Here is a 22,681-nt window from a genome sequence, read left to right as displayed (position 1 = left end):
TGTATTAGGCACGCCGCCAGCGTTCGTCCTGAGCCAGGATCAAACTCTCCGTTAAAGGCGAGCTTGATTGCTCGAATAGACAGGGTCCTGTTCGCTCTTCAGTTTTCAAGGAACGCTTCCCGTTGTCTTCGCGGTTTTTTCCGCGAGAGCCGCTCGTTTGCGGCGACAAGCTTTATACTATCATATCCGGTCGATCTTGTCAACAACTTTTTTGTTTGTTTTTTCGCTTTTGTCGGCGCTTTTTTTGTGGCGCCTCAACAGCGACATCTACTAATCTACCATGGGAGAATGGTTGCGTCAAGGACTTTTTTAATCTTTTTTTTCGAACCCTGTTTAAGGTGTGGCTTCACTAATGATAAATACCTTAATCAGAATCAGACAGATCAACCCCGGTACCCCCAGTACACCTGTGATAAAGGAGGTGACCGGATTGATCGGAATCCGGAATTGAATCCATTCTCCGGCCAAATTCAGCAGAAACAAGACGAGTGCCCCCACCGCCGTATAAAGCACACTGAACCATAACCAACGCAGGGGTTTGATCACAGAACGACTCATCAACATGAATAGGATAACACCGCTTACCGCGGCCAAGAGCCACCAACCGAATTCCATTCCGCTCATCCTTTCCGCGCATCGTCGGTACAAGCTTATGATAGGAAAAGCGAAGATAGAACACGGCCTGAAAGATCACGAGTGCCTCTATCTAGAAACCAAGCAAGGGAGGATGGTAGGTCGTCGTAGATCCTTGGCATTCATTCCAGCACAAGTCTCGCCAGGGTCGCTTCGCTCCCGGTCTCGCTATGGCGTTCTTTGTAAGGGATCGGAGACGGCCTGCCTGCCCCGACCATCCAGTCATCATTCAAAGCAGTGCAAAGTTGCCTGAAGGAGTACGAGGACTCAATGCTTGGAGATCACATCCACAACCACCGAAACCGTGTTATTTACAACATGAAACAGAATGGGGGCCCACAGGTTGCGAAAAACGGCATACAATCCTCCCAGAATCAAACCCATGATGAAAAGAGGTGCTAAAAAAGGGATATCCGTATGAAACAGAGCAAAGATCAAAGCGGAAAGGATCACTCCGGCGGTTGTCCCGATTTTTTGCATCATCCCCCGCATCAGCAGGCCGCGAAATACGATTTCCTCAGCGATCGGCCCGATTAGACCCAGTAAGGCGATTTGGCCCAATACGGAAATCCATCCCATCCGGGTCGCCTGGAAAATCCCTTGGGAGATACTGTCCTCGCGCCACGACTGAAGCTCCAGATTAAAAAACTCAGCGACTGGCAGGGTCACCAGTGCGTCCAGAAAAAAGAAAAGCAGTAGATAAAGAACCCCCACAGCTCCGATCATCCACATCCACTTTTTCCCCTTCGCCTGTCGAAAACCCAAATCCGGCAGCCGCCGCCGGAAGATCCATAAAGCCACTCCTAACATCAGGATATGAGGAATGTAAGGGGCGATCAGCCCGAACCAACCACCGGAACCACCCTCTGCTTCCGTTTCCGGAACAATGGCATAGTAAGGCAACAAAAACGCGAGTGTTAAAAACTGAACCCAAGAGAAATAATAAACGAGATCCCTTCCGCTCAACAGACCCTGATTATGATAACGCTCCTCGGCGAAACCGCTGATCAAACCGGTAATAAAGAACAAAGAAGCGGCAAAAAGGGTCACCAACATCCAAAGCAAATACTGCAATAAAAATAAAGAACCGGTGCCGTCTCCGTTGGAAACGCGCCACAGCCCTTCAGACGTTTTTTCCCATTCCAGAGAAGCAAACTCCATTGGAATCATATAAAAAAAACTGATACACAAAAGCCACGCCGAAAGATGACGCAGAATATGAGAAAAAGGCTTTTCTCGATGCGATGGAGACGATTGGGATAAGTGGGGCAACGACATGAGTGACAGCTCCTCCGGACCGTTTGGAATTTTTCGGGTTGTTTTACTACAGCTCTCTTCGCCCTTCCAGCGCTTTGGTCAAGGTGACTTCATCCGCATACTCCAAATCTCCTCCCACTGGTAAACCATGGGCGATCCGGGTCACCTTCAGCCCGAAGGGTTTTACAAGCCGCTGTAGGTACATCGCTGTAGCCTCTCCTTCAATATTGGGGTTGGTCGCCAGGATCAATTCCTTGACGGTTTCATCCTCCAACCGCTTCAATAAATCCGGAATGCTCAGCTCGTCGGGACCGATCCCTTCCATCGGGGAAATGGCCCCGTGGAGAACATGGTAGAGACCATCGTACTCCCGGGTCCGTTCCATGGCAATAACATCCCGGGGATCCTGAACCACGCAGATAACCGAACGATCCCGGTTTTTATCACTACAGACCGAGCAGACCTCACGGTCCGTGATGTTACTGCAATCCCGGCAACGTTTCAAATCCCTTTTCGCGTGCACCAAGGCCTTCGCCAAATCCATTACGTCTTCCTCTTCCATATCCAGTACGAAAAAAGCCAGGCGTTGGGCCGTCTTCGGTCCAATGCCCGGCAACCGCATAAAACCGTCAATCAGTTTTGATATGGGCTCCGGTACGTACACTTTCAGCCACTCCCGTCCATCTTACTTATGATCCTGTCCGGAGAGGGCCTTCCTCAAAACAGGCCCGGGATATTCATCCCACCAGTCACTTTCCCCAGGTCCTTCGCCACCAAATCATCCACTTTTTTCATCGCTTCGTTAAATGCGGCGGTCACCATATCCTGCAGCATCTCCACGTCTTCAGGATCGACTGCTTCCGGAGCGATTTCCAGCGCCAAAACCTCTTTTTGACCGTTCATTTTTACTTTTACCACTCCGCCCCCGGCGGTTCCTTCCACCTCTTTATCTGCCAACTCCTCTTGAGCTTTAGCCATTTGTGCCTGCATTTTTTTCATCTGCTTCATCATCTGGTTCATGTTTTTCATCCGAAAATCCTCCTTATTGAAACCCCTGCCGATGGTTCGGGGTGTTATTAATCTGTCACTTCAATCATCTCTTCTCCAAACCAGTCGACGGCCCGTTGAACCGGATCGGCTTTCTCTTCCGATTCAGACCGGGACTCAAAAGCGTCATCCGTCGTCGCGGAAATCTCCGATGACGCCTTGTACCGATCCCAATCCGAAGACATCACGGTTACCAATTGCTGACTGGAGCCGAAAATCCGGCTCATCACCTGCTGGATGATCGATTTGTTGGCCTCTTTTTCCGTCGTTTCCCTGTGAATGCTGTTTTTAAAGGCGACAAGCACACTGTTCTCCGTCGCCGCTACAGGCTCCCCATTGATCAGCCAAGCATGGACGGTGATCTTTTGCTCCTTGACTCGGGACAATACTTCAGGCCATTGTTGCCTCACTCGTTGCAGACATTCCGCTGACGCTTGCCGCAAAAAACGATCCAAGGACGGGGAAGGAGCAGGCTCAGCCGATGGAGGCGACGGGCGCTCCTGCGGGGAGGGAGGAGACACCTGAGGCGAAGGGGCCGAAGCGGGGGCCGCGGCTCCAGACCATTTGGCCAGACGTTCTTCCAACTGCTGTACACGTTTTTTCAACCGAAGGAGGTCGGGTTGTTCACCGGAGGAGACCTCCTCAGAAGAAGCGGAGGAAGGATCCCCTTGGCACAACTGAACGACGGCCATCTCCAACAAGATGCGGGGGTGGGCCGCCCATTTCATCTGCTGTTGTGTCCGGATCAAGGTGTCCAAGACAGAATGGAAGGACTCGACAGAACCGGCTTCCGACAGTCGGGTCCACCGCTCATCCATCGACATGCGGTTTTTGACTTCTTCCAATTCCGGAGCCGCCAGCATCACCAGCAAATCCCGACACAGATGGATCAGGTCCTGAACCAGCCGCTCCGCCTCCAATCCTTCCTCCAACAATTCACCGATTCGATCCAAGGCTGTTGCGGCATCCCGCTTGACCACCGATTCCAGCAGATCCCCCAACACTTGCCGGGAAACGGACCCGGTTACAGCGAGAACCGCCGATTCATCGATGCGGTCTTTGGAAAAAGCGAGTACCTGATCCAGCAAACTGAGAGCATCCCGCATTCCGCCATCCGCCGCTTGGACAACCGCCGCCAAGGCGGAATCATCCGCCTCGATCCCTTGAGCATCGCAGATGACGTGTAACCGGGCCAGCATGTGGTTTTTGGCAATCCGGCGAAAGGAAAAACGCTGGCAGCGGGAGATAATCGTGGATGGCAGTTTGTGGGGCTCTGTCGTCGCCAAGATAAAGATCACATGTTCCGGAGGCTCTTCCAGGGTTTTTAGAAGAGCGTTAAAAGCCTCTGCTGTCAACATGTGGACCTCGTCGACGATGTATACCTTGTAACGCACCTCGGTAGGGGCATATTTCACCTTGTCCCGTAAATCGCGGATTTCATCCACCCCGCGATTGGAAGCGGCATCGATCTCCACGACATCCATCAGGGAAGCGTCGGTGATTTTGGAGCAGGCTTCACAATCATTGCATGGCTCCGGGGCCGGTCCGCGAAGGCAGTTGACCGCCTTAGCCATAATTTTGGCGGCACTGGTCTTCCCGGTCCCCCGGGGGCCGCTAAACAGATAAGCATGGGAGAAATGCCCCTCCGACAGGGCATTTTTTAATGTTTGAGTGACATGTTCCTGACCGATTAAATCCGAAAACGTCTGTGGCCGCCACACGCGATACAATGCCCGGTACGACACGAGCAACACTCCAAAGAAGGATACATGATGTTGATGAATCCATCATACTATAACGCAAAGGATTTTTCCAAAACGAACCCGCCGGTCGGCTCCGGCGGGTTACTCTTGCATACCGGGCAAAAGTACGCTGAAGGCGGCACCCAGATCCTTGGTCGAAACACGAATGTTTCCCCCGATATCATGCACGATCCGCTGACAGACGGAAAGTCCCAGTCCCGTCCCGTTTTCTTTTGTCGTAAAAAAGGGGTCAAAGATTCTCTTCAGAACATCATCGGGAATGCCCGGCCCCCGATCCTGAATCTCCACTGCTAAAACGCCTTCCTCATGGAGGAAGGTCTGACGGATCGTGAGCAATCCTCCGTCCCCCATCGCTTCGATGCCGTTTTTACATAAATTGAGGAAAACCTGCTTCAATAGCTCCGCATCCGCGACCACTCGGGGAAATGAATCCCCCTCCTTTCTGTATCTGACTTCGGTGTTGTGCAAAATCGCTTCATTCTCAATAATCGGCAGGAGCTCCCCGAGCACTTCCTCCACCCGGATCGGATGCATCCGGACGCTGCGGGGCTTACTTAACAGCAAAAATTCGCTGACCAGGGCGTTGATCCGATCGATCTCCCGAAGCATAATCTCCGTATAACCCTGTTCTTTCATCTCCCCTTTTTCCTTCAGTGAATGCTTCATCACTTGGAGGAATCCTCTGATGGAAGTCAAGGGATTACGGATCTCGTGAGCAGTCCCTGCCGCAATCTGCCCAATCATCGCCAGACGGTCGGTCCGGCGAATCTGCATTTCAAGGGAGTGCAGCTGGGTCACATCCTTGATGACCAAATAAGTGCCGACAGTCCCCCCCAACCCATCTTGAAGCGGTTGAAAATCAACCAGGACTTGGTACCGCCTGTCACCAACCACCCATGATGTAGAAAAGTTACGGAAGTAATCCCCTCCATGGACCCTTTCGGCCAGCAACGGAACTTTTTCATCCTGGCGAATACGCTCGAACAAATCGATGAGTTTCCGGTTTAACACCCTTTTGCGTATGACCCCGAACAAGCGGCAAGCGGCCTTATTGATCTCTACGATGTTTCCCCATTCATCCAGTACCAGTATTCCCAGATTGATATCGGTAATCAAAGTCTCGGCATACTGCTGAAGCAGGCTTAAATACTTTGGTGCGGGAGTAAAAAGCAGGAGATGATACCACGACCCGCGACTCTTCCCACTGATAACCTGAATCGCCGCAGGTTGAGGAGGAGAGTGCCGCAAGAGAAGGGTTCCTTGAACCGATTGCAACGGATCCTCATACTTTTCCGTGTGGAGAAGATAATCGTCCACCTGCTCCGGAAGAGCTACAAACGAGCTGTAGGATTGCCCCAAGACTTCCTCTTCGCTCCGTTGAAGCATGCGCAATAACAATTCATTCGCCGTTACGACTCTGCCGCGGTCATCCGCGATCATGACAGCTTGAGGCATCCGTTCCACCCAGGATGTCAGTTGATCCAGCTCCATGTCGAGATGAAACGCGATGGGCACTTTGTAACCTCCTCCATCCTCCTTATACTCACTATAACCTTCCCCGCCATCAAGCTCCTTCAAATCTAATAATCGACAAACGAACCCAAAAATCCGCCTTGGATTTTTTATTCGCTTTCCAACTTCATGTTCCTTCCCTTACTGGAAATTTTCTATAAAGAAAGGATCAGCTATTAAAATTTGACAAAATTAAAAGAGTTATTTTCCCAGTGTATGAGGGAAAATAACTCTCTATGGGCGTCTAAGTATAAAGAACCCGTGCACCTGTCGTCGATCATTCCCGCCTGGGCGGACTCCATCCAATCCGCTCGGATCAGGCACCCCTGCGGCACACGGGAGAGTCTCCTTAGTGCTGCTTCCGTCAGGACCTGACACGGTTCAGAGATTCCCGTTGCGCAGGACCTGTTCGTCAACACTTCATGCATGGACCAGACCCCACACGGATATGACCTTGGACAGGAATTCGACCCCGCTAAGGCGGATTGCGGGTTACAGGGCACCGCCAGCTCCCCATCTAGCACGGTAAGATCCATTGTAACACATATCTTTGCATCCTACAACGAACCTCAACGGAATCATCAACAGCAGGCGTGTTTATAATCCATATTCAGGCGGGAAGATCGTGTTCTGCCCCGCTCCTCTTGCCATCCGGCAAGGAAGTGAAGTCTGTCCGCTCCGAAGCTTCCAGTCGGGCAGGGGCAAAGCCCTTCGGAAGCATCACAAGGGTGAATCTTGCCCCTAAAGCTCCCTCCCTCCAGCTTCTCCGCTGAGTAGGATGGCAAAGGTCGCTATGGCAAAACACGATCCCCCCGATTCACATCCTATTATTGGATAATCAACAGACCTACACTAACCGCTCTGATATTGCCGGATGATCTCTTCAATCACTCGTTGGGCCTTGATCCCCTCTCGACCGTCGATGATCGGTGGTGTATCCCCTTTCACTGAATCCACAAAGTGATGGACGGCATCGTGAAACCCCCTGCGCTTCAGGATCGTTTGCCAGGCATCCGGGTATTCAATCGTCAATCGTCCATCTTTTTCCGTTTCCAACGTATCGAGGTTTTTCACCCTGATGACCTGACCGCTTTTCAAAACTTCCACCTGCTCCAAATGGGTGCCTGCTTCACGGTGCATCGCGGTGGTCACGATCTTGTGGTCCTCCGAAAAGGAGTGACGGGCGAATACCAGCTGTTTTTGATCATTCACATGGACCGTTCCAACGGTCGACGGCTTAGTCGTTTCAGCAAACCAAAGGGCTGTATCCACCAGATGAATATAATCATCCAACAAAGTCACTTTAAAGGGTTGACCGGATTGCTGGATCCGATGTTTGTCAATGCGTATGATGACGGCATCATTCGCTTGGTTTTTGGCTTGCACATAGAAAGGGGCAAACCGTCGATTGAAACCGACCATCAGTTTCCTGCCCAAGCGCTCGCTCCGCTCCACCAGCCTTTCGCTTTCATCCCATGTAGCGGCCAACGGCTTATCGACATAAACGTCAACCCCTCTGTTCAGACAATCCGCAACCACTTCAAAATGGGACTCTGTCGAGCTATGTACGAAGACGGCGTCACAATCGTTGATAAGATCTTTGATGCTCGAGTAGTCATGAATCCGATAGGCCCGACAGACCTTTCGCCGTTTGGCTGAAGTGGGTGAATAAGCTCCGACCAGGGACCATTCCGATTCTTTCGTTAAGATCGGCAAGTAAGCTTTTTGAGCAATACTTCCCAACCCGATCATTCCCACCTTGAGCGGCTTCATGATTGATACCTCCCATCCTTTCCCCTGATCGACGTAGAAGGCGTTTTCCCCCATCTACAAAAAGAAGCTGTCCGTACATCGGACAGCTTCCCCTTCTGATATCCATACACGTTCTTCAAGCTGAAACCCTTGCTATGGCGGAGAGGGTGGGATTCGAACCCACGGTACGGGGATTGCCCGCACAACGGTTTTCGAGACCGCCTCCTTAAGCCACTCGGACACCTCTCCAAGTAAGATCTCACATTTCCTTATGATATCGTACCTCCGCATTCCCGTCAAGGGAAAAGAAGGGCTTTAACAGCCCATCCGGGAACAGACAGGAAGAATGGACAGGACAGCAAACCATCACGGGGATCTCTGTTGGATCGTTTGTCAATCCCGCTTTGACCGTCGGCGCAGGCTGCGGAAAAAGTCCTTCAACAGCCGGGCGCACTCCGCCTCCGCGATGCCGTCGACCACTTCGACACGGTGATTGAACCGCTCATCCACTAACAAATTCATCAGGGTCCCGGCACAGCCCCCTTTCGGATCATAGGCTCCATACACCAGCGTATCGATCCGGGAAAGCAGAATCGCCCCGGAACACATCGGACAGGGCTCCAGGGTCACATACAGGCGGCACCCGGAAAGCCGCCAACTCCCCACTTTTTGCGCAGCATCCCGGATGGCGACCACTTCTGCGTGAGCGGTGGGATCCTGTTGATGTTCCCTCAAGTTGTGGCCTTTGCCCAGGATTTCTTCGTCTCGAACGATGACCGCCCCAATCGGAACTTCTCCGATTTTCTCCGCTTTTTTCGCTTCTTCCACCGCTTTTTTCATCCAGATATCGTGTCTCATAGTCCTCCGCCTAACGGCCTTCCGCCTGTTCTTTCCCTTCCTCACCGTCGCATTCGGAACAGTAGCCGTAAATTTCAAATTTGTGATCCGTAATCTTAAAGTCGTCAGGCTGCCCCAACAACGCATTCATCGGGCATACGTTGATCCGCTTGGTTCGTCCGCACTCTTTGCAGATCAAGTGGTGGTGGTGATGATCGCCGCCGCAATGAAAGCGATACCGACGCTCCCCCTCCCACTCGGTTCCCTCAATGATATCCAGCTCTTCAAACAGGGACAGATTGCGATAAACCGTATCCACACTCAATCCGGGATAATCCTTCTGCATCTCTTCCATCACTTCTTTGGCGGAAAGGTATCGATCCCGGCCGCTGAAAATGCGGACCATCTTCTCCCTTTTTCCCGTGTACTTGTAGCCTCGGGATTTCATCGTATTCAGCGCTTGTTCCAAGTTCATCGCTCTATGCCTCCCATCATGAAATCTGAGCCCGGTGAGCCAAACGTTTCCGCCAAACCCTTCCGATGCGTTTACATCCCATCACCGTCAGCAACAGGAACACCGATACCAGGACGATGGTCCCTCCTGAAGCCCAATCCAGGTAAAACGCGGCGGCCAAGCCGCTCAGAACCGCCACCTGGGCAAACAGGACAGAATAGATGAGCGCCTGTCGAAAACTGCCCGCAATCTGCAGGCTGGCTGCTACTGGGAGTGTGACCAATCCGGAAACGAGCAGGATGCCGACCACCCGGATCGACGCGGTAATTACCATGGCAACCGCGACACTGAACAGGAGATTGATCCATCGGCGGGGAATTCCTGAGAAAACGGCGCTTTCTTCATCGAAAGACAAAGCGAACAATTCCTTATAGAAAAGAATCACAATCATCAATACCAACACGCCCACTGTCACAATCCAGCGGATTTCCGAAGCCCCTACCGCCAGAATACTGCCGAACAGATAGCCGGCTACATCCACGTTAAACCCGTCGGCGGCGCTGATCAAAACCACGCCCAGCCCGATACCCCCGGCCAGGATCACGGGAATCGCCAATTCCTGATAGGAGCGGTAAAGACGACGAAGGTGCTCGACAAATATGGACGCCGTCAGGGAAAAACCCATCCCCGTATAAAGAGGGTTGACCCCCTGAAAAAAGGGGACATGCTTTTGTAACAGCAAACCCGCCGCTACACCGGACAGAGTGACGTGGGCCAATGCATCCGCAATCAGGGAAAGGCGACGCACTACCAAAAACACCCCGACGACAGGGGCAATCACCCCGATCACCACTCCGGCGATCAAAGCGCGCTGCATAAACTCATATTGTGCAATCATCTCTATCATAGCGAAAAACGACACCTTTCAAAAGGTATCGTCAACCCTCCTCCCCTTTTCAGACCAACAGCTCATGCCAAAGGTACGGGCTCGTGGTCGTGTTTTAATACTTGCACCTCGTGGCCGTAGGCGACGGACAGGATTTTCCGCCGCTTTCGAGTGAATTCATCCGGATCTCCATGGAAATGGATCTTTTTGTTCAGGCAGGCGATCCGGTCCACATAAGTCGTTACCGCACCGATATCATGGGTGACCAACAGCAAGGACAGACCCTTTTCCCGGTGCAGGTGGGTCAGCAGGGTGTAGAACTCCTCTACGGAACGGGTATCCACTCCGACCGTCGGTTCATCCAAAATCAAGAGCTCCGGGTCATGAACCAACGCCCGGGCGATAAAAGCCCGTTGTTGTTGTCCGCCGGAGAGGCGACCGATATTTCGGCGGGAAAGGTCGGACAGACCGACCCGCTCCAGCGTTTCATCCACTTTGTTCCAGTCGTTTTTTTTCATTCGGCGGAACAGCCCCAGTTTGCCATACAAGCCGGAAGCAACCACTTCCGAAACCGTCGCCGGAAACCCCCGATTAAAACTGTTTACTTTTTGAGAAACATAGCCGATTTTGGACCAATCCCGAAACCGGCGCAGAGGTTGGTCAAACAAGGTGATCTCCCCAGCGTCAGAGACCATCGAACCCAGTGCCAGTTGAATCAGGGTGGATTTTCCGGAACCGTTGGGTCCAACTAATCCGAGAAACTCTCCCCGTCTCAGGGACAGATTCACTCCCTGTAATACAGTTTGGTCCCCATAGGAAAAATGGACATCTTTCAATGTCAGGACACTTTCTGCCATGATATTCGCTCGGGCAGATCCGTTTCACAACTGCCCGGGCCACCCTCCTTTGCCGGTGGTCTCCGCCGTATCCCGGTCGGAATCATTTCGTTTTCCTCATTATAAATCAATCCCACCTTCTTGTAAAACGGAATTATTACGTTTTGTACAAAAAAGGGTGAACGGATCAGGAAATCCGCTCACCCTTTTATGCCATACACCGCCATCGGGGCAAACTCAAGCTTTCGCTGTCGTTTTGCGTATGTTGATCCATTTGATCAATCCGTGAAACACTCCGAGCAACACGTAAGCACCCACCGCACAACCCAGAAGAATTCCGGTATTTTGGAGAAGAACAGACTCATCACCGGTAGAAATCGCCGCCCGCATACCTTCGATTCCATACGTCATCGGCAGGTAGGGATGCAGTTCCCGGAAACTGTCCGGAAGCAGTTCCACCGGATACGTCCCAGCGCTGGAGGTTAGTTGAAGCATGAGAATGACGATGGAGAGAAAGCGCCCTACGTCTTTCAACACCGATACCAGGAAATGGTTGATGGCGATAAAGGCAAAGGAAATGACGACAGCAAATAGATAAAACCATCCCTCCAACTCCGGCCGGATGCCAAGTCCATAGCGGAGAGCCGTCACCAGAAGCAGAGCTTGAAGGGTTCCGATCAACAGCGCGGTCATGAAGGAAAGGGGACGTTCATCTCCCAGCTTCGCCCGTTTCAGATCGATCACGGTAAAGAGAATCATCGCTCCGACCCACAGAGACAGGGCGATAAAGTACGGTGCGAATCCCGTGGCATAATTGGGGACCGGATGGACGGACTGATCGTCCACCTTGACGGGGTTGGAAATCTTATCGGCCTGACTGTCTTTATCCTGCAGCCGGGACTCTCCATCCTCCACCCCCTGCGCCAATCGGTCCGCCAAACTCCCTTGACCGTCCAGGATCTGAAATAATCCGTTTTTCAATTCTCCGGAACCGTCCTCCAGTTTGGACAACGCCTCAGAAAGTTGTTTCGGAATCCCGGCTACTTTTTGTATTTGGCCATGAAGTTTTTTCAGTCCGTTCGACAAATTCTGTGCACCGGATTCCAGCCGTTTCAGGGCGGAAGTCTGTTTTTGAAAACCGGTTTGAACCCGGCCGATTCCGTCAATCACTTTTCCCTGTCCCTCATACAGACGATTGACATCGTGCTGATAGCCATTCAGTTTGGAATCCAATTGAGCCGCTGTATTCACCAGATCCTCATATTTTTCGGTGGACTGGTCCAATTTTTCTTTGATCCGCTTCACATCCGGATCCGATGCCAGATCCGGGTTTTTCTCCAGTAAGCGATCAAAAGCCTCATGGATTTCCTCATTTTTCTGCTTCAATTTTTTGGCCTTGTCAGAGATGCGGCCCGCCCAGGCGTTCAGGGTCGGATCATTCAAATGGTCCCGGATCTGACCGATCCCAGCCTGCACTTCTTGTGCACCCTTCTTCAACCGGGGAATCTCCCCGCTTTTTTCCTGAACCTCTTCGTTCATGCGACCCAAGCCGGCGGCAAGATTGTCGGCCCCCTCGGTCAATTGTGCCGTTCCTTCGGTCAATTGCTGAGAGGCTCCGCGAAATTGATCCACCCGATTTTTCAAGAGACGCGTTCCGTTTTCCAAATCCTTCGCTCCGCCGGCGGCATCTTCCGTCGCATCCGCCAATTTCGAAGCACCGTCCGACGCCTTATCCAGCTTTTCGACGGATAGGTCCAATTCGTCAAAGATCCCCATCGCATAGGTGCGGATCAGGCTTTGTTCCACACTCTTTTCCAATTCCAGAATCGCCCGGGCGCCGATCTGGGAACTCAGATAGTTGGAACCTTCATTGGCATAGTATTGAATATGTCCCTGAATCGGCTCCTCATCCTGAATATGGGTCACCCGACGGGAAAAGTCTTCAGGGATGACGACCCCTAAATAATAGCGGTCCTGACGAAACCCCCGGTCCATCTCCTCCCGACTGTCCACAAAGTCCCATTTCATACTGTCGTCCTGTTTTAACTGTTCCACCAATTCCTCCCCGGCATTGAGGGAGGAACCCTTTGCTTCAGCGCCGGAGTCTTCATTGACAACGGCCACCGGCAGGTTTTTGGTGTGTTCATAAGGATCGAAAAAAGCGAAAAGATAAAGATAGCTGTACACCAGTGGAATCAGAACGATACCGAAAATAACGACAGCCATGCGCCGATTTTTTTGCAGGATATCATATAAAGCGAGTCGATTTTTATTCCAAGGCATAAAAGGCTCCTCCTTCGGACTGAACTGACCAGTCAGTACAAAAAAGATTATACTAGGATTTTTGGTCTGTGAAAAGAGGAGTTAACCGTTAAAATTTCTTGAACTTATCACTCCGCGATACAAAAGGGCCTCCAACGCGGCAACCAACGACGGGATCCTCTCATCGATCTCCATGTCGTCCCCTCCCTCTTGCCGGTGAAAAATCTCCTGAAGGACCGTCACACTGGCCGCTCCAAAGACGGCAACAGCCGTTTCCCGCTTGTCCATCGGCCGGAAAACACCCTCCGATTCTCCCTGGGCCAACACCTCTTCAATGATGGCCACCAGCTCCCGGATCCGCGCCCGGAAAACGTGTTGCCGCTGGGTCGACCCCCATACTTCGCTGAGGAGAAGTTTGGCAAAAGTCCCATTGCGAAAGAGATAAGTCACATAAGCTTCCAAAGCCTCTCTCAGCTGATCTGCCGCCCCTTCCGCCGATGCGATCCGGCGCCGCAGGAATTCGGTGATCTGTTCCATGCCGTCGTTCATCAGAGCGACGAAAAGCTCCTCTTTGCTCTTAAAATGATAATAGATGGTCCCTTTGGCCACTCCGGCGTAACCGGCGATCTCATCCATCTTGGCCCGTTCGAAACTGCTGTGGGCAAAAACATCGACAGCGGCCGCAAAAATTTGATCAATCGTTTCTCTGCCCATGTATTCACAACCTCCTTATTCACTTTCGAGATTCCACTAAGAGACTAGTGATTAAGCACGTCCTTGGTGGGTCGGGGTGGGGTTCCACACTCCGTTTCCTTGTTCTGACGAGACAAAGGCACTCCGTGTGGAACCTCACCCTCCCGAACAGGGGACTCTTTCACCGGACTTCTAAGAGAACGTAAAAAGCGCCTCCCTTTTCCAATGTACCAAAAGGGAGGCGCCCTGTCGTCATGGCACGCCCGAGAGGAGTCGAACCTCCGACACGCGGTTTAGGAAACCGCTGCTCTATCCACTGAGCTACGGGCGCATGGTAAAAAGCCGTTAATATCAAGGCGTAAAGCATGTTCCGTCGTAGCTGATACGACACGCGGTTCCGGAAGTACCACGCGGTCACAACCCGTAAAGAGCACGCGGTCCTTATTATAACGCGGATAGCCATAAATATCAATGGGCGGCGACGGGCACAATAAAACCGCCCATCACTTCGGGCGGCTTCGTTATTTATTCACTGTATCCAGTATATACGTACCCCCGGCTAAACACGGAGTTAAAAGTCTCGTCGGCTTCCTCCTCGGTACATTCAAGTACTTGAGCTAAAAGCTTACGGTCAAAGTTAAGGGCTTCGTTACCTTTAGGGTTCTGGCAATACTCGACGAATTTTCGCTCCAGTGGCGTTAAAGGTTTTTCATTCATAGTACACTGTCTCTCCTTTAAAACACCTTATTAGGACGGGCCTTTTCGTGGCTCAGAGGAAAATCCCCGTACGTTCCTGCTCGGTCATCTCCTCGTACTTCCATTCGATACGGACAACATTATCCATGTTTAGCGTAGTGGCTCTATCATCGGTAAATACCGTTACTGTACGAGGGGTCTCCTTCGTTTGATAACATTCGTCCGACCGCTCAGGGTCCTCGACGAACTCGTTAAATAGGTCGTTAACCCATTCGCCCTCAAAATGTCTGGGCTTACCGTCAACAAAGTAGACCACAAAGCCTTCTACCTTCTTCCCCATAGCAAAACCTCCCCTATTCTTCCTTCATAGAAGTTATTCGTAAGGTGGACGTGGTTTCGTGTCCAAAAGAAAAACCGCCCGGCAAAGGGGGGCTTATGTATCACTCTTTATAAGTCCATGAGCTTTCGCGATATGCTCTATATCCTGCTTTAGTCGGTCCATCATTGACATTGTATAAATCCCGTTTATCTCTTTATCAACTAACATCTGATGTATTCTTTGTAAATCTTTTACCCTTCTTTTCCATCCGAGACCGTCAATAAATGCGAAAACGTATTGCCTGGGTTCCCGTAATTCCGCGAGCTCCCTAATCTCCCTTACCGCGTCTCCCTGCTTACTACCTGTGGAGCCGTATGTTTTCGCGGCTCCTAAGATTAGCGGCTCTCCCTCAGCAGGTACTTTAAGGTCACAACCCACCTGAATACCGCGACGCCCGATAAAGTCATCCCGCATTTTATACGATAGCCCAATTTCCCTAACCACGTTCTCGACTGCGTCCTCAAGGGCTTTTCCTTGGTCGATTGCCTTACCCGCTATCCTTTTTGACCATACAAACCTCTCGAAAAGGACATCCGAAAACGACCAGTTCCTTTCGTATTGCACTTTAACCTTATTAACCAACGAGAAGTTTTCGTCAAAGTAATCCACAAATGATTCCGCATGCTTTTTCGATACAATATTCCAGCTCTCAGTTTTGTACAGATGCTTAAGATGGCTTTTCAGCCTGTCATTAGAGAGCCCTACGCATGTCCCTAAGTACGGAACCGCCATAGGGTTTCGTTTTACGAGCTCTATAAGACTTTCTCGCGTGATATCGCCTAACAAATTCATCTGTTCGGTCAATGTAGCGATTTCCTTTTGAGCTACTGGTATACGCTTATCAACCTGCTTTCCTCCCGCACCCAATTCTCCGAGTGAGTTGTAAAGCTCTTCATACGTCATAACCGCCATGTAACCGCCCCTTTATGTAGCAACAAAAATATACTCACTTACATTCCGCCGTAAAGCGGTAGAATGGGTACCAAAAGAATACACATGCGGCACTTCAATTACTTCCACATTAGACTTATGCGCTTTTAGGATGTCGAGCATTTCTTCTTTACTGGGTACGGAATTGGAGCTATACGAAAGCACAATCGTACTCTTACGAAATCGGCTAATAAGTCTGTTGAGCGCATCCGTAATGGTACGCTTGTAGGAGAACGGAGTATACTTCTTCTCAAGCTTCTTCGTCTTGGTATTCTCCATTATCTTTTGATTGTGCCAATAGACGGACAGCCCTTCGAGGAAATGGTAACGCTTGATGTAACAGTTATCGTCCCGCGGCGGAACGTACGGCGGGTCGAAATAGACGAGGTCGAAGTCGTTCGGGTCCACCTCGAAAATGTCCTTATTTAGGGCCTCGTTATCCTGTCCATTATCGAAAACCACGTCGTTATACTCGTGGACCGCTTCGAGGAACAAGTCTTTTAACGGCATACGCAAATTACGTCGTCCATCATCGTACCTAAACGACGTTATGGTAAATACTCCCCTCGGCTGCTTCCTGGCCGCGGCAAGGCAGAGAGAAGCGATAGCAATTTCCTTTTTGTACTCGGGTAACTCCTCGATATTCGACCATGCAGAGTCAAGGAAGGAGTGGTCTTCCTCGGGGAAATAAAGACCCCTGAAAGTGTCTCTAATAAAGCTCCGACCGTCCGCGTTAGGAGAAAGAATTAATTCGATGTCTTCGTCACTTAGGGAAATACCCGGATTCTCGACAACGGCCTTAGCTACCGTCGAAGAAAACTTAAGGAAATCGTTAGAAGTGACCTGTTTTCCCATCGCCTTAAGGGTATAGCCGACTACACCGCTCCCGGAAAAGGCGTCCAGCACGCGCTCGGAATCATACTTAGCGAACACGTCATAAAGGTACGGAACCACCCTAAACTTAGACCCCATGAAGCGGAGACGCGGGTAACGAGATACATTATCCAGGACCTGCTCTTTCAAAATCGGCTCATTTCCAGTAATAACAACACTCATGTACATGAGCTCCCTTCGTATTCATCATTAATTCTACATTACTTCTCGCTTACCTGCCAACGGTCCCGCTGATTAATCCCATTATACAGGGAACCCAAGTTCCCGTTACACCACCTCCTAAACAGGTAACCGGAACCACCACCCACAGGACCCTCTGAGCGCCACGCTAAGGGGGTAAATTCGGGCGAAACGGATACGAGGGTGCACTTACCCTTATACGGATAGTTAACGAGCTTAGAGGCGAAATCTAACGAGGTTTTTATCGCGAGTCCATACGAGTCCTAGGCCACCCCGAAGAAAGCTCCGAGGTCGATTCCGTTATCCTCGAAGTAAGCACGCCGAGCTTCCGCGGCCATTTCCTCCTCGGCCAGCTTGCGGTAAGTCCCGTAAAGATAACCCGCCAGGTCCCCGCGAAGCTTACGCGACTTCATAGCGAACAGGGACACGCGGAAAGCCTCGACGGCCAGCTCCTCGCGTACGCCATTATCGCCCAGGGACCGAGCGGCCAGCTTACAACGGTCGTACAGGTTCGCAACCTTAACCGCGTCCCTGTTGAAAGGCCAGGCGGTAGATACAAAGGACTCGGGTACATCCGCGGGGATAAACTCCTTAGGCAACTTCTCGCCCAGCGGCGTATCCTTTTCCTTGTTATCCTCTTCTTTTTCGTCCTGGACACGTTCCTGTACGGTCTTCCCTACGGACTGCAAGGAACGAGCTCCGCTTACGTTATAACGTATGTCTTTATCTTTATAAGAGTCTTTGACCTCTTCAACCTCTTCCACTTCTTCCGGCCCGGAAATATCCGCTTCGGAGTCAGACGGGACAGGCTCTCCGGACTCCTCCGACTGGGTGTCCGCCTGGGGGTCATCCGTGGGGACTTGCGCGGGGACAATGACAAAGACATTAGCGCCGTCCCCTCCGCGGGCCTCGCGGGTCCGTCCGTACTTCTCAACGATTCCCAGCGCGACCAACTTGTTAACGGCCCTTATTACGGTACGACGAACCACTCCGACCACTTCCGCGATAGTGGAGTATTTAACCATAGCCACACCGGGGACCGTACGGGAACGAAACTCCAGTACCCGAAGAACCCGTAGCTGGTTTTCGGTAAGAATATGGCGCGACAGGTGGGCCTCGATAGCGGCGCGTACGTCCTTCGCGGACTTAAACGTCTGGTAAGCCTTCATCTGTTCGATGTAAACCGGATGCATGGGCGCTCTCCCCTTCGCTCTTTGCTTTCATTGGTTTAAATTGCTATATTGCATTATTGACATTTAGCTGTTTGACGAAATGATAAGACTAAGTATAAACTGCTTCCGTAGGTTTGTAAAGTATAAAGTGACAATTTACCTGGGAAACGAACTTGGCTATAATGGAGAAAGCGAACAATCGCGGAAGGAGGGGCACTAATGGATGACAAGAAGAGGGAAAATAAGCTAAAACTGAGGATTAAATTAGATAAAATCTTGGACGAACGGAAAATGTCCCAGACAGAATTAGCGGATGAAATGAAAATGACAGCAAGTGTTATGTCGGCTATCATAAACAACAAAAAGGAATCTATTTACAGGAAAAATATAGAGGATATAGCCCATCACCTGGGTCTCAAGCCTTCCGACCTTTTCGAATCCGTAACGGTAGAAGAGTTTAACAGGCTTCAAGAACTCGGAAGAAGGAAAAGGAAGAAAAAAGAGGAGTAAAGCGAGAGGGGCGGCCGTGGGGCGCTCTTTTTGTATGTGCGGACAGTGAACGGAGGTCGTTCTAACATAAAAAAGGACCCCGGAGGGTCCATATCAAAGTGCGAGAGCATTATACACGTCGTCGACGTCCTGCTGGGTGATACCGATATAGGAAAGGGTTACCGACGGGTGCGAGTGATTGAATATCGTTTGAAGGACCGTCACGTCCACGCCGGACTTATGGGCGTGATAGCCGAAGGTCTTACGTAATCCGTGACATCCGATACGTTCACGGATATCGGCTGCCTTAGCCGCTTTACTGATAACATTATGGGCCATCTGCCGCGAAATGGGCCTGTTATAGCCCTGGCGCGACTTAAAGAGGTAGACGGACAGCTTAGCCTTAGTAACGCCCTGCTCGGTCAGGTATTCGGTTAGGGCTTCACGGGCCGTAGCGTTAAGAGGAAACCGCTTGTATTTACGCGTCTTACCCTCGCGGAGCTCGTACGCCTGCTTTACGGTCCAAGTACCGCGGCCCTGATAGTCGACTACGTCCCCGATGCGGATACAGAGTATATCCGAGATACGGAGGCCAGAGTTAAGGGCCAGGGTCAAAAGGGTATAATCACGGAGGGAACGAGCGCGGAGATATTGTTTCATAGCGGCCAGCTTTTCAACGTCCCGGATAGGTTGGGTCAATTCCATTATGTAAACAGCTCCTTCGCTATTTGTTTAGTTCGCCGTTTGACTTTGTGAATATAATAAACCCTGGCCGTCCGTATGTCAACGGGTTTTACGAAATGAATTCGAATAAAATGCTCTAATAGAAGGTCGAGAGAGGGGCCGTTAATTTATCCGAGGGGTATAGAGCGGGCGGTTTCCCGCGATATCCGCCGTTAAAGGTCCCCGATTTTCAAAATTCCGGCGGAGAAAATTTTTTTGGCCAGGACCTTATCGTTAAAGGGGTCACCTGGGTCGCGGTGAATGCCGTCCGATAAACCCGTCCGCTACGGTCTTACGCTAGGGTGCCGATATCCGGATTAGTAGCTCGTAATAGTCTTACGCCAGGGGAGCGACCTTTTACGCGGGGGCCTGGGGGTCAGCGATTTTCATTATTCAGATAATTCCGTTATGTATCGTTATACACACGATTGCAGGTTGGTCAGTTTTAACATTAAGTAAAACTCACGTAAGGTTTATCGCTTGAATCCCTTTAATGTCAAGGGTTTTAGGCGGTGATTGAACAGGGCGGAATATAGGCTATGTATATACAGTTCGTCATACAAGGCGTATAACCAGCGTGGTTATCACGTTTTCCATTCGTTGGGTTTAACGTTATACATAACGATGAGCGCATACGCTGGCCTTCGTTTATACATATCGCAATAGACTGATAATTACACCCCCTGATTTTCGGAAGGTCGGTCTCCATACCAGGCGGACAGCGGGTAAATATGCGTAATACTGTACCGATAAGGTTTATCTCGTGAATTAACGTTTAGCCTTCCGCATCTGGCCCCGTTTCCCCATGCGTATATTCCCACGTATCCCTAATCGCCCGGACCCCGCGTCCTGCCTACGCTTTCAAGCCCCCGCCCTCCCCTTTCGTTAAATCCATAACGGCCTCTGTCCGCCTTCCTAAGCGACTTTTTAGCGTAAGCGGCCCTATACCCCTACCCGGAAAATAAACCGGCCTTAAATCGGCACTGAGCGAGGCTTTTATCCGCTTCATTTATGTAAAAAGGGCGGCCCCTATAAAGGACCGCGGGTCTTATCCGTTAGACTTCTTCTCTTCTTCTTTCTCGTCTTCCGTTACGTCCTCGGCCTCGATATCTATTACGTCATCCAGGTCCCGTAAAGCCTTTTCCGCCGCGTCCAGTTCCTTACTCCAGTCTTTCGGCTCCGCGCTCTTATCCATTTCCCCGGTCCAGTGGTGCTCGTGTCTATCGGCCAGGAGTCCGCGTAACTTCATATAGAGCTCCAGTGGCTTAACGGACTTGGTGGCGTCGGTCTGCTCGATAAGGTTAATCAGTTTCCCCATTACGCGGGCATGGTATCGGTTCATTATAATATCCGTATGGTACTCCATAAGCTTAATAAAGGCCGGGTTCTGGTTCCATCTGCGGATAGTGGAGTCCGAGACCCCGATTTCCCCCGCCATTTGAATTTGAGTTTTCCGCGGTCCGTCGATGCCTAGGTCATTAACCGCGAGCATATATGCGGCCTTACGTTGAATAGGGCTTAGCTGCGCTTCGAGCTTTACCAGGTATTGCGGCTTTGCCATTAGTTCTGTTTCCCCTTTCGTGCTTCGATATAGAGCTTAATTCCGTGGTCGTTAACCATCGCGGTAACATGCTCCGCGAAGGATGATACGCGTAGTTCACGGGTCCATCCGTTCGCGTCCTCTTCGACCTCTTCACCGTTTTTAATTGTCTTATCGAGAGCGAGCAGGCTGCTCAGCGCGGCCATAGCGTGGAATGCGTACCGGCCTACTCTTCCGGTGATTTCGGCTAGGTAAATCCTATGTGCCTTGTCTTTGTACGCTTCAAACGCCTCAACCTGCTTCTCGCTTAGTTCGAGCGTAGCCCCGGCCGTGTATGCTTTCGCCATCTTTACGAGGGTAGGATGGAGCTTGTAGAGCGCTATTACGTCCGCGTTGCTTACTGGTTCGGGCTCCGCTACGGGCTCTGTATCCTCGGTCGCGTGTTTTTCAGCCAGTTCCTTAAGCTTTTCGAGTTCCTTAAGCGGCATTATTCGGCCTTCTCCCGTGCGAGTTCCCTATCGAGCATAAGCATAACGAAGTCCGCGTACGCTTCGAGCTTCTGCTCCGTGGTGGTCTCGGGACTCGCGACAATCATAAAGCATTCCAGGATTTTCGACTTTTCGGACATTAGGTTTCCTCCTTGTAAGTAAAAATCCCCCGAAGGGATAAGGCCTCGGGGGTGAGTGAACAGTAGTCGGAACCATAGAAGAAAACGGCGTTAATCCTCCTTAATACTTAAGCTCAGAACACACGGAAGGGAATGTAATAGCCCTTTACTTCGACCGTGACGGTCTCGCCTATGGAGCTAGCTACTTCAACCTCGACCGTCGTACGAGTCGAAGGTAACCGACCGTAAACGGCCGCGAAATCGTCTACGCTGGCCTTATCGGGGATAGGTGCTCCGTCGATTCGGATTTCCGAGACGGACCCGCCCGACACGCTCAGCGACTTAACGAAAGCGTGCCGCCCCGCGGGAATCTGAATAACGATAGTCTCGCTCCCTCCCGCGGCTACGCTGGCCGATGCGGAATGAGCGTACGCGACCTTCTTTACGCTTTCCTCGATAACGTGGCCGTTAGCGTCTTTTTTCAAGACGAACAAGATAACCACTCCTTAGATTTAATATTTGCTCCGTCCCGCGACCGCTGGCCGCTATGGAACGGGCGTTATGTAAAGCGGAAACCGGCCCCTCCTTCCGGCTCCGCCGTCGACAAGGTGCGGATTCGCTCCGCTCTTATGAAGTACCAGCCGGACCGCATAGCGGCCCCCATATTTCGCACGAGGAACGAGTCTTTACTGTTCCCGGCGAACGAGTTTACCGTTTTCGTCGAACTTCCACAGGTCCATAATGCTAAGCTCCCCGTCGTCTTTTGCCATCTTCTGGTCCGCTTTTTCTTCCGCTTCCAGGCGCTTAAGGTCCGGATGGGGGTCGGGCTCCATCCCTTTCCATTCCTCCGTACTGTAAAGCCGTTCGGGCTGGTTCAAGTCTACGGCGAAATACTCCTTAGTTACTTCGCGCACGGCATCGGCTTCCAGAGGCTTAAACAGCTTAGCGGATTCCAGGCGCTCGGCCTGCTCGATAATGGCGCGGGCTTCTTTAACGTCTTCCGATTCGAAGTCGGTTTGTACCCTTTCGAAGGTTCGGGACAGATGGAGCTTAGCAGCCGGGTCGAGCGCGAGCACATGTCCGGCCAGGTCTGCGAAACTATCCTCCACGAGCTGGGCTTCGTAAGGACCCGGAATCGA

24 protein-coding genes, 2 tRNA genes and 1 other RNA gene are annotated in these 22,681 nt (G+C 51.3%); 1 reads left to right on the top strand and 26 read right to left on the bottom strand.

The window, feature by feature from the left end; genetic code table 11:
• Positions 1-333: 333 nt before the first annotated feature.
• The 20 genes from CHM34_RS17275 to CHM34_RS17175 form a co-directional block, all read right to left on the bottom strand.
• Positions 334-615, bottom strand: a complete 282-nt coding sequence (locus CHM34_RS17275; protein ID WP_169713806.1) for a pro-sigmaK processing inhibitor BofA family protein — start codon at positions 613-615, stop codon at positions 334-336.
• A 285-nt stretch (positions 616-900) separates the two neighbouring features.
• Positions 901-1,911, bottom strand: a complete 1,011-nt coding sequence (locus tag CHM34_RS17270; protein ID WP_094265861.1) for a CPBP family intramembrane glutamic endopeptidase — start codon at positions 1,909-1,911, stop codon at positions 901-903.
• A 46-nt stretch (positions 1,912-1,957) separates the two neighbouring features.
• Positions 1,958-2,554, bottom strand: coding sequence for a recombination mediator RecR (gene recR / locus CHM34_RS17265; protein ID WP_094265860.1), 597 nt, complete (start codon positions 2,552-2,554; stop codon positions 1,958-1,960).
• Positions 2,555-2,607: 53 nt separating this feature from the next.
• Positions 2,608-2,919: a YbaB/EbfC family nucleoid-associated protein gene (locus CHM34_RS17260; protein WP_094265859.1), complete on the bottom strand. Its 312-nt coding sequence runs from the start codon at positions 2,917-2,919 to the stop codon at positions 2,608-2,610.
• A 47-nt stretch (positions 2,920-2,966) separates the two neighbouring features.
• Positions 2,967-4,682, bottom strand: a complete 1,716-nt coding sequence (gene dnaX, locus CHM34_RS17255; RefSeq protein WP_169713805.1) for a DNA polymerase III subunit gamma/tau — start codon at positions 4,680-4,682, stop codon at positions 2,967-2,969.
• Between the two features lie 99 nt (positions 4,683-4,781).
• Positions 4,782-6,215 carry an ATP-binding protein gene (locus tag CHM34_RS17250; protein ID WP_094265857.1) on the bottom strand — a complete coding sequence of 478 codons (1,434 nt, stop codon included), beginning with the start codon at positions 6,213-6,215 and terminating at the stop codon, positions 4,782-4,784.
• Between the two features lie 256 nt (positions 6,216-6,471).
• Positions 6,472-6,738, bottom strand: an RNA gene (gene ffs / locus CHM34_RS17245) — signal recognition particle sRNA large type.
• A gap of 326 nt (positions 6,739-7,064) precedes the next feature.
• Positions 7,065-7,985: a Gfo/Idh/MocA family protein gene (locus CHM34_RS17240; RefSeq protein ID WP_094265856.1), complete on the bottom strand. Its 921-nt coding sequence runs from the start codon at positions 7,983-7,985 to the stop codon at positions 7,065-7,067.
• A 135-nt stretch (positions 7,986-8,120) separates the two neighbouring features.
• Positions 8,121-8,213: transfer RNA gene (locus CHM34_RS17235), tRNA-Ser, on the bottom strand.
• 144 nt (positions 8,214-8,357) lie between these two features.
• The gene (gene tadA, locus CHM34_RS17230) at positions 8,358-8,822 is read right to left on the bottom strand and encodes a tRNA adenosine(34) deaminase TadA (protein ID WP_094265855.1); all 465 of its coding nucleotides are present in this window, start codon (positions 8,820-8,822) and stop codon (positions 8,358-8,360) included.
• 10 nt (positions 8,823-8,832) lie between these two features.
• Positions 8,833-9,276 (bottom strand): Fur family transcriptional regulator, encoded by a 444-nt coding sequence (locus CHM34_RS17225; protein WP_094265854.1) that lies wholly within the window; start codon positions 9,274-9,276, stop codon positions 8,833-8,835.
• A 16-nt stretch (positions 9,277-9,292) separates the two neighbouring features.
• Positions 9,293-10,162 carry a metal ABC transporter permease gene (locus tag CHM34_RS17220; protein ID WP_439116344.1) on the bottom strand — a complete coding sequence of 290 codons (870 nt, stop codon included), beginning with the start codon at positions 10,160-10,162 and terminating at the stop codon, positions 9,293-9,295.
• A 62-nt stretch (positions 10,163-10,224) separates the two neighbouring features.
• On the bottom strand, positions 10,225-10,998 hold the full coding sequence (locus CHM34_RS17215; RefSeq protein ID WP_094265853.1) for a metal ABC transporter ATP-binding protein: 774 nt from the start codon (positions 10,996-10,998) through the stop codon (positions 10,225-10,227).
• A 216-nt stretch (positions 10,999-11,214) separates the two neighbouring features.
• Positions 11,215-13,260 carry a YhgE/Pip domain-containing protein gene (locus tag CHM34_RS17210; RefSeq protein ID WP_094265852.1) on the bottom strand — a complete coding sequence of 682 codons (2,046 nt, stop codon included), beginning with the start codon at positions 13,258-13,260 and terminating at the stop codon, positions 11,215-11,217.
• An 81-nt stretch (positions 13,261-13,341) separates the two neighbouring features.
• Positions 13,342-13,953 (bottom strand): TetR/AcrR family transcriptional regulator, encoded by a 612-nt coding sequence (locus tag CHM34_RS17205; protein WP_094265851.1) that lies wholly within the window; start codon positions 13,951-13,953, stop codon positions 13,342-13,344.
• A 234-nt stretch (positions 13,954-14,187) separates the two neighbouring features.
• A tRNA-Arg gene (locus CHM34_RS17200) sits at positions 14,188-14,263 on the bottom strand.
• Between the two features lie 438 nt (positions 14,264-14,701).
• Complete coding sequence (locus CHM34_RS17190; RefSeq protein WP_094265849.1) at positions 14,702-14,968, bottom strand: hypothetical protein; 267 nt, start codon at positions 14,966-14,968, stop codon at positions 14,702-14,704.
• Positions 14,969-15,061: 93 nt separating this feature from the next.
• Complete coding sequence (locus CHM34_RS17185) at positions 15,062-15,919, bottom strand: hypothetical protein (protein WP_094265848.1); 858 nt, start codon at positions 15,917-15,919, stop codon at positions 15,062-15,064.
• A gap of 12 nt (positions 15,920-15,931) precedes the next feature.
• On the bottom strand, positions 15,932-16,993 hold the full coding sequence (locus CHM34_RS17180) for a DNA adenine methylase (protein ID WP_206093835.1): 1,062 nt from the start codon (positions 16,991-16,993) through the stop codon (positions 15,932-15,934).
• A 281-nt stretch (positions 16,994-17,274) separates the two neighbouring features.
• Positions 17,275-18,204 (bottom strand): winged helix DNA-binding protein, encoded by a 930-nt coding sequence (locus CHM34_RS17175; protein ID WP_094265847.1) that lies wholly within the window; start codon positions 18,202-18,204, stop codon positions 17,275-17,277.
• A gap of 198 nt (positions 18,205-18,402) precedes the next feature.
• Between CHM34_RS17175 and CHM34_RS17170 the strand changes: the two genes are divergently transcribed.
• Positions 18,403-18,693, top strand: a complete 291-nt coding sequence (locus tag CHM34_RS17170; protein ID WP_094265846.1) for a helix-turn-helix domain-containing protein — start codon at positions 18,403-18,405, stop codon at positions 18,691-18,693.
• 93 nt (positions 18,694-18,786) lie between these two features.
• Here CHM34_RS17170 and CHM34_RS17165 read toward each other — a convergent pair whose 3' ends face one another.
• From CHM34_RS17165 to CHM34_RS17145, 6 genes are all read right to left on the bottom strand, one after another.
• Positions 18,787-19,377, bottom strand: a complete 591-nt coding sequence (locus tag CHM34_RS17165; RefSeq protein WP_094265845.1) for a site-specific integrase — start codon at positions 19,375-19,377, stop codon at positions 18,787-18,789.
• 1,066 nt (positions 19,378-20,443) lie between these two features.
• The gene (locus tag CHM34_RS17160) at positions 20,444-20,956 is read right to left on the bottom strand and encodes a phBC6A51 family helix-turn-helix protein (RefSeq protein ID WP_094265844.1); all 513 of its coding nucleotides are present in this window, start codon (positions 20,954-20,956) and stop codon (positions 20,444-20,446) included.
• Complete coding sequence (locus CHM34_RS17155) at positions 20,956-21,423, bottom strand: hypothetical protein (protein WP_094265843.1); 468 nt, start codon at positions 21,421-21,423, stop codon at positions 20,956-20,958. The genes CHM34_RS17160 and CHM34_RS17155 overlap by 1 nt, the downstream gene beginning before the upstream one ends.
• Positions 21,423-21,563 (bottom strand): hypothetical protein, encoded by a 141-nt coding sequence (locus tag CHM34_RS19425; protein WP_169713804.1) that lies wholly within the window; start codon positions 21,561-21,563, stop codon positions 21,423-21,425. The genes CHM34_RS17155 and CHM34_RS19425 overlap by 1 nt, the downstream gene beginning before the upstream one ends.
• A 113-nt stretch (positions 21,564-21,676) precedes the next feature.
• A complete protein-coding gene (locus CHM34_RS17150) occupies positions 21,677-22,036 on the bottom strand; it encodes a hypothetical protein (protein ID WP_094265842.1) in 360 nt (119 codons plus the stop codon).
• 192 nt (positions 22,037-22,228) lie between these two features.
• Positions 22,229-22,651, bottom strand: coding sequence for a hypothetical protein (locus tag CHM34_RS17145; RefSeq protein ID WP_141201755.1), 423 nt, complete (start codon positions 22,649-22,651; stop codon positions 22,229-22,231).
• Positions 22,652-22,681: the final 30 nt, after the last annotated feature.

The sequence above is a fragment of the Paludifilum halophilum genome (genome assembly GCF_002245355.1).
Classification (GTDB): domain Bacteria; phylum Bacillota; class Bacilli; order Thermoactinomycetales; family DSM-45169; genus Paludifilum; species Paludifilum halophilum.
The sequence above is the reverse complement of the archived record's forward strand: the minus strand, read 5'-3'. Positions and strand labels throughout refer to the sequence as shown.

Excerpts from the sequence above, each read along its gene's own strand:
- CHM34_RS17275 (WP_169713806.1), bottom strand. The coding sequence starts at position 615 with ATGGAATTCGGTTGGTGGCTCTTGGCCGCGGTAAGCGGTGTTATCCTA.
- CHM34_RS17270 (WP_094265861.1), bottom strand. The coding sequence starts at position 1,911 with ATGTCGTTGCCCCACTTATCCCAATCGTCTCCATCGCATCGAGAAAAG.
- CHM34_RS17260 (WP_094265859.1), bottom strand. The coding sequence starts at position 2,919 with ATGAAAAACATGAACCAGATGATGAAGCAGATGAAAAAAATGCAGGCA.
- CHM34_RS17240 (WP_094265856.1), bottom strand. The coding sequence starts at position 7,985 with ATGAAGCCGCTCAAGGTGGGAATGATCGGGTTGGGAAGTATTGCTCAA.
- tadA (WP_094265855.1), bottom strand. The coding sequence starts at position 8,822 with ATGAGACACGATATCTGGATGAAAAAAGCGGTGGAAGAAGCGAAAAAA.
- CHM34_RS17225 (WP_094265854.1), bottom strand. The coding sequence starts at position 9,276 with ATGAACTTGGAACAAGCGCTGAATACGATGAAATCCCGAGGCTACAAG.
- CHM34_RS17220 (WP_439116344.1), bottom strand. The coding sequence starts at position 10,162 with ATGATAGAGATGATTGCACAATATGAGTTTATGCAGCGCGCTTTGATC.
- CHM34_RS17215 (WP_094265853.1), bottom strand. The coding sequence starts at position 10,998 with ATGGCAGAAAGTGTCCTGACATTGAAAGATGTCCATTTTTCCTATGGG.
- CHM34_RS17210 (WP_094265852.1), bottom strand. The coding sequence starts at position 13,260 with ATGCCTTGGAATAAAAATCGACTCGCTTTATATGATATCCTGCAAAAA.
- CHM34_RS17205 (WP_094265851.1), bottom strand. The coding sequence starts at position 13,953 with ATGGGCAGAGAAACGATTGATCAAATTTTTGCGGCCGCTGTCGATGTT.
- CHM34_RS17190 (WP_094265849.1), bottom strand. The coding sequence starts at position 14,968 with ATGGGGAAGAAGGTAGAAGGCTTTGTGGTCTACTTTGTTGACGGTAAG.
- CHM34_RS17185 (WP_094265848.1), bottom strand. The coding sequence starts at position 15,919 with ATGGCGGTTATGACGTATGAAGAGCTTTACAACTCACTCGGAGAATTG.
- CHM34_RS17180 (WP_206093835.1), bottom strand. The coding sequence starts at position 16,993 with ATGAGTGTTGTTATTACTGGAAATGAGCCGATTTTGAAAGAGCAGGTC.
- CHM34_RS17175 (WP_094265847.1), bottom strand. The coding sequence starts at position 18,204 with ATGCATCCGGTTTACATCGAACAGATGAAGGCTTACCAGACGTTTAAG.
- CHM34_RS17170 (WP_094265846.1), top strand. The coding sequence starts at position 18,403 with ATGGATGACAAGAAGAGGGAAAATAAGCTAAAACTGAGGATTAAATTA.
- CHM34_RS17165 (WP_094265845.1), bottom strand. The coding sequence starts at position 19,377 with ATGGAATTGACCCAACCTATCCGGGACGTTGAAAAGCTGGCCGCTATG.
- CHM34_RS17160 (WP_094265844.1), bottom strand. The coding sequence starts at position 20,956 with ATGGCAAAGCCGCAATACCTGGTAAAGCTCGAAGCGCAGCTAAGCCCT.
- CHM34_RS17155 (WP_094265843.1), bottom strand. The coding sequence starts at position 21,423 with ATGCCGCTTAAGGAACTCGAAAAGCTTAAGGAACTGGCTGAAAAACAC.
- CHM34_RS19425 (WP_169713804.1), bottom strand. The coding sequence starts at position 21,563 with ATGTCCGAAAAGTCGAAAATCCTGGAATGCTTTATGATTGTCGCGAGT.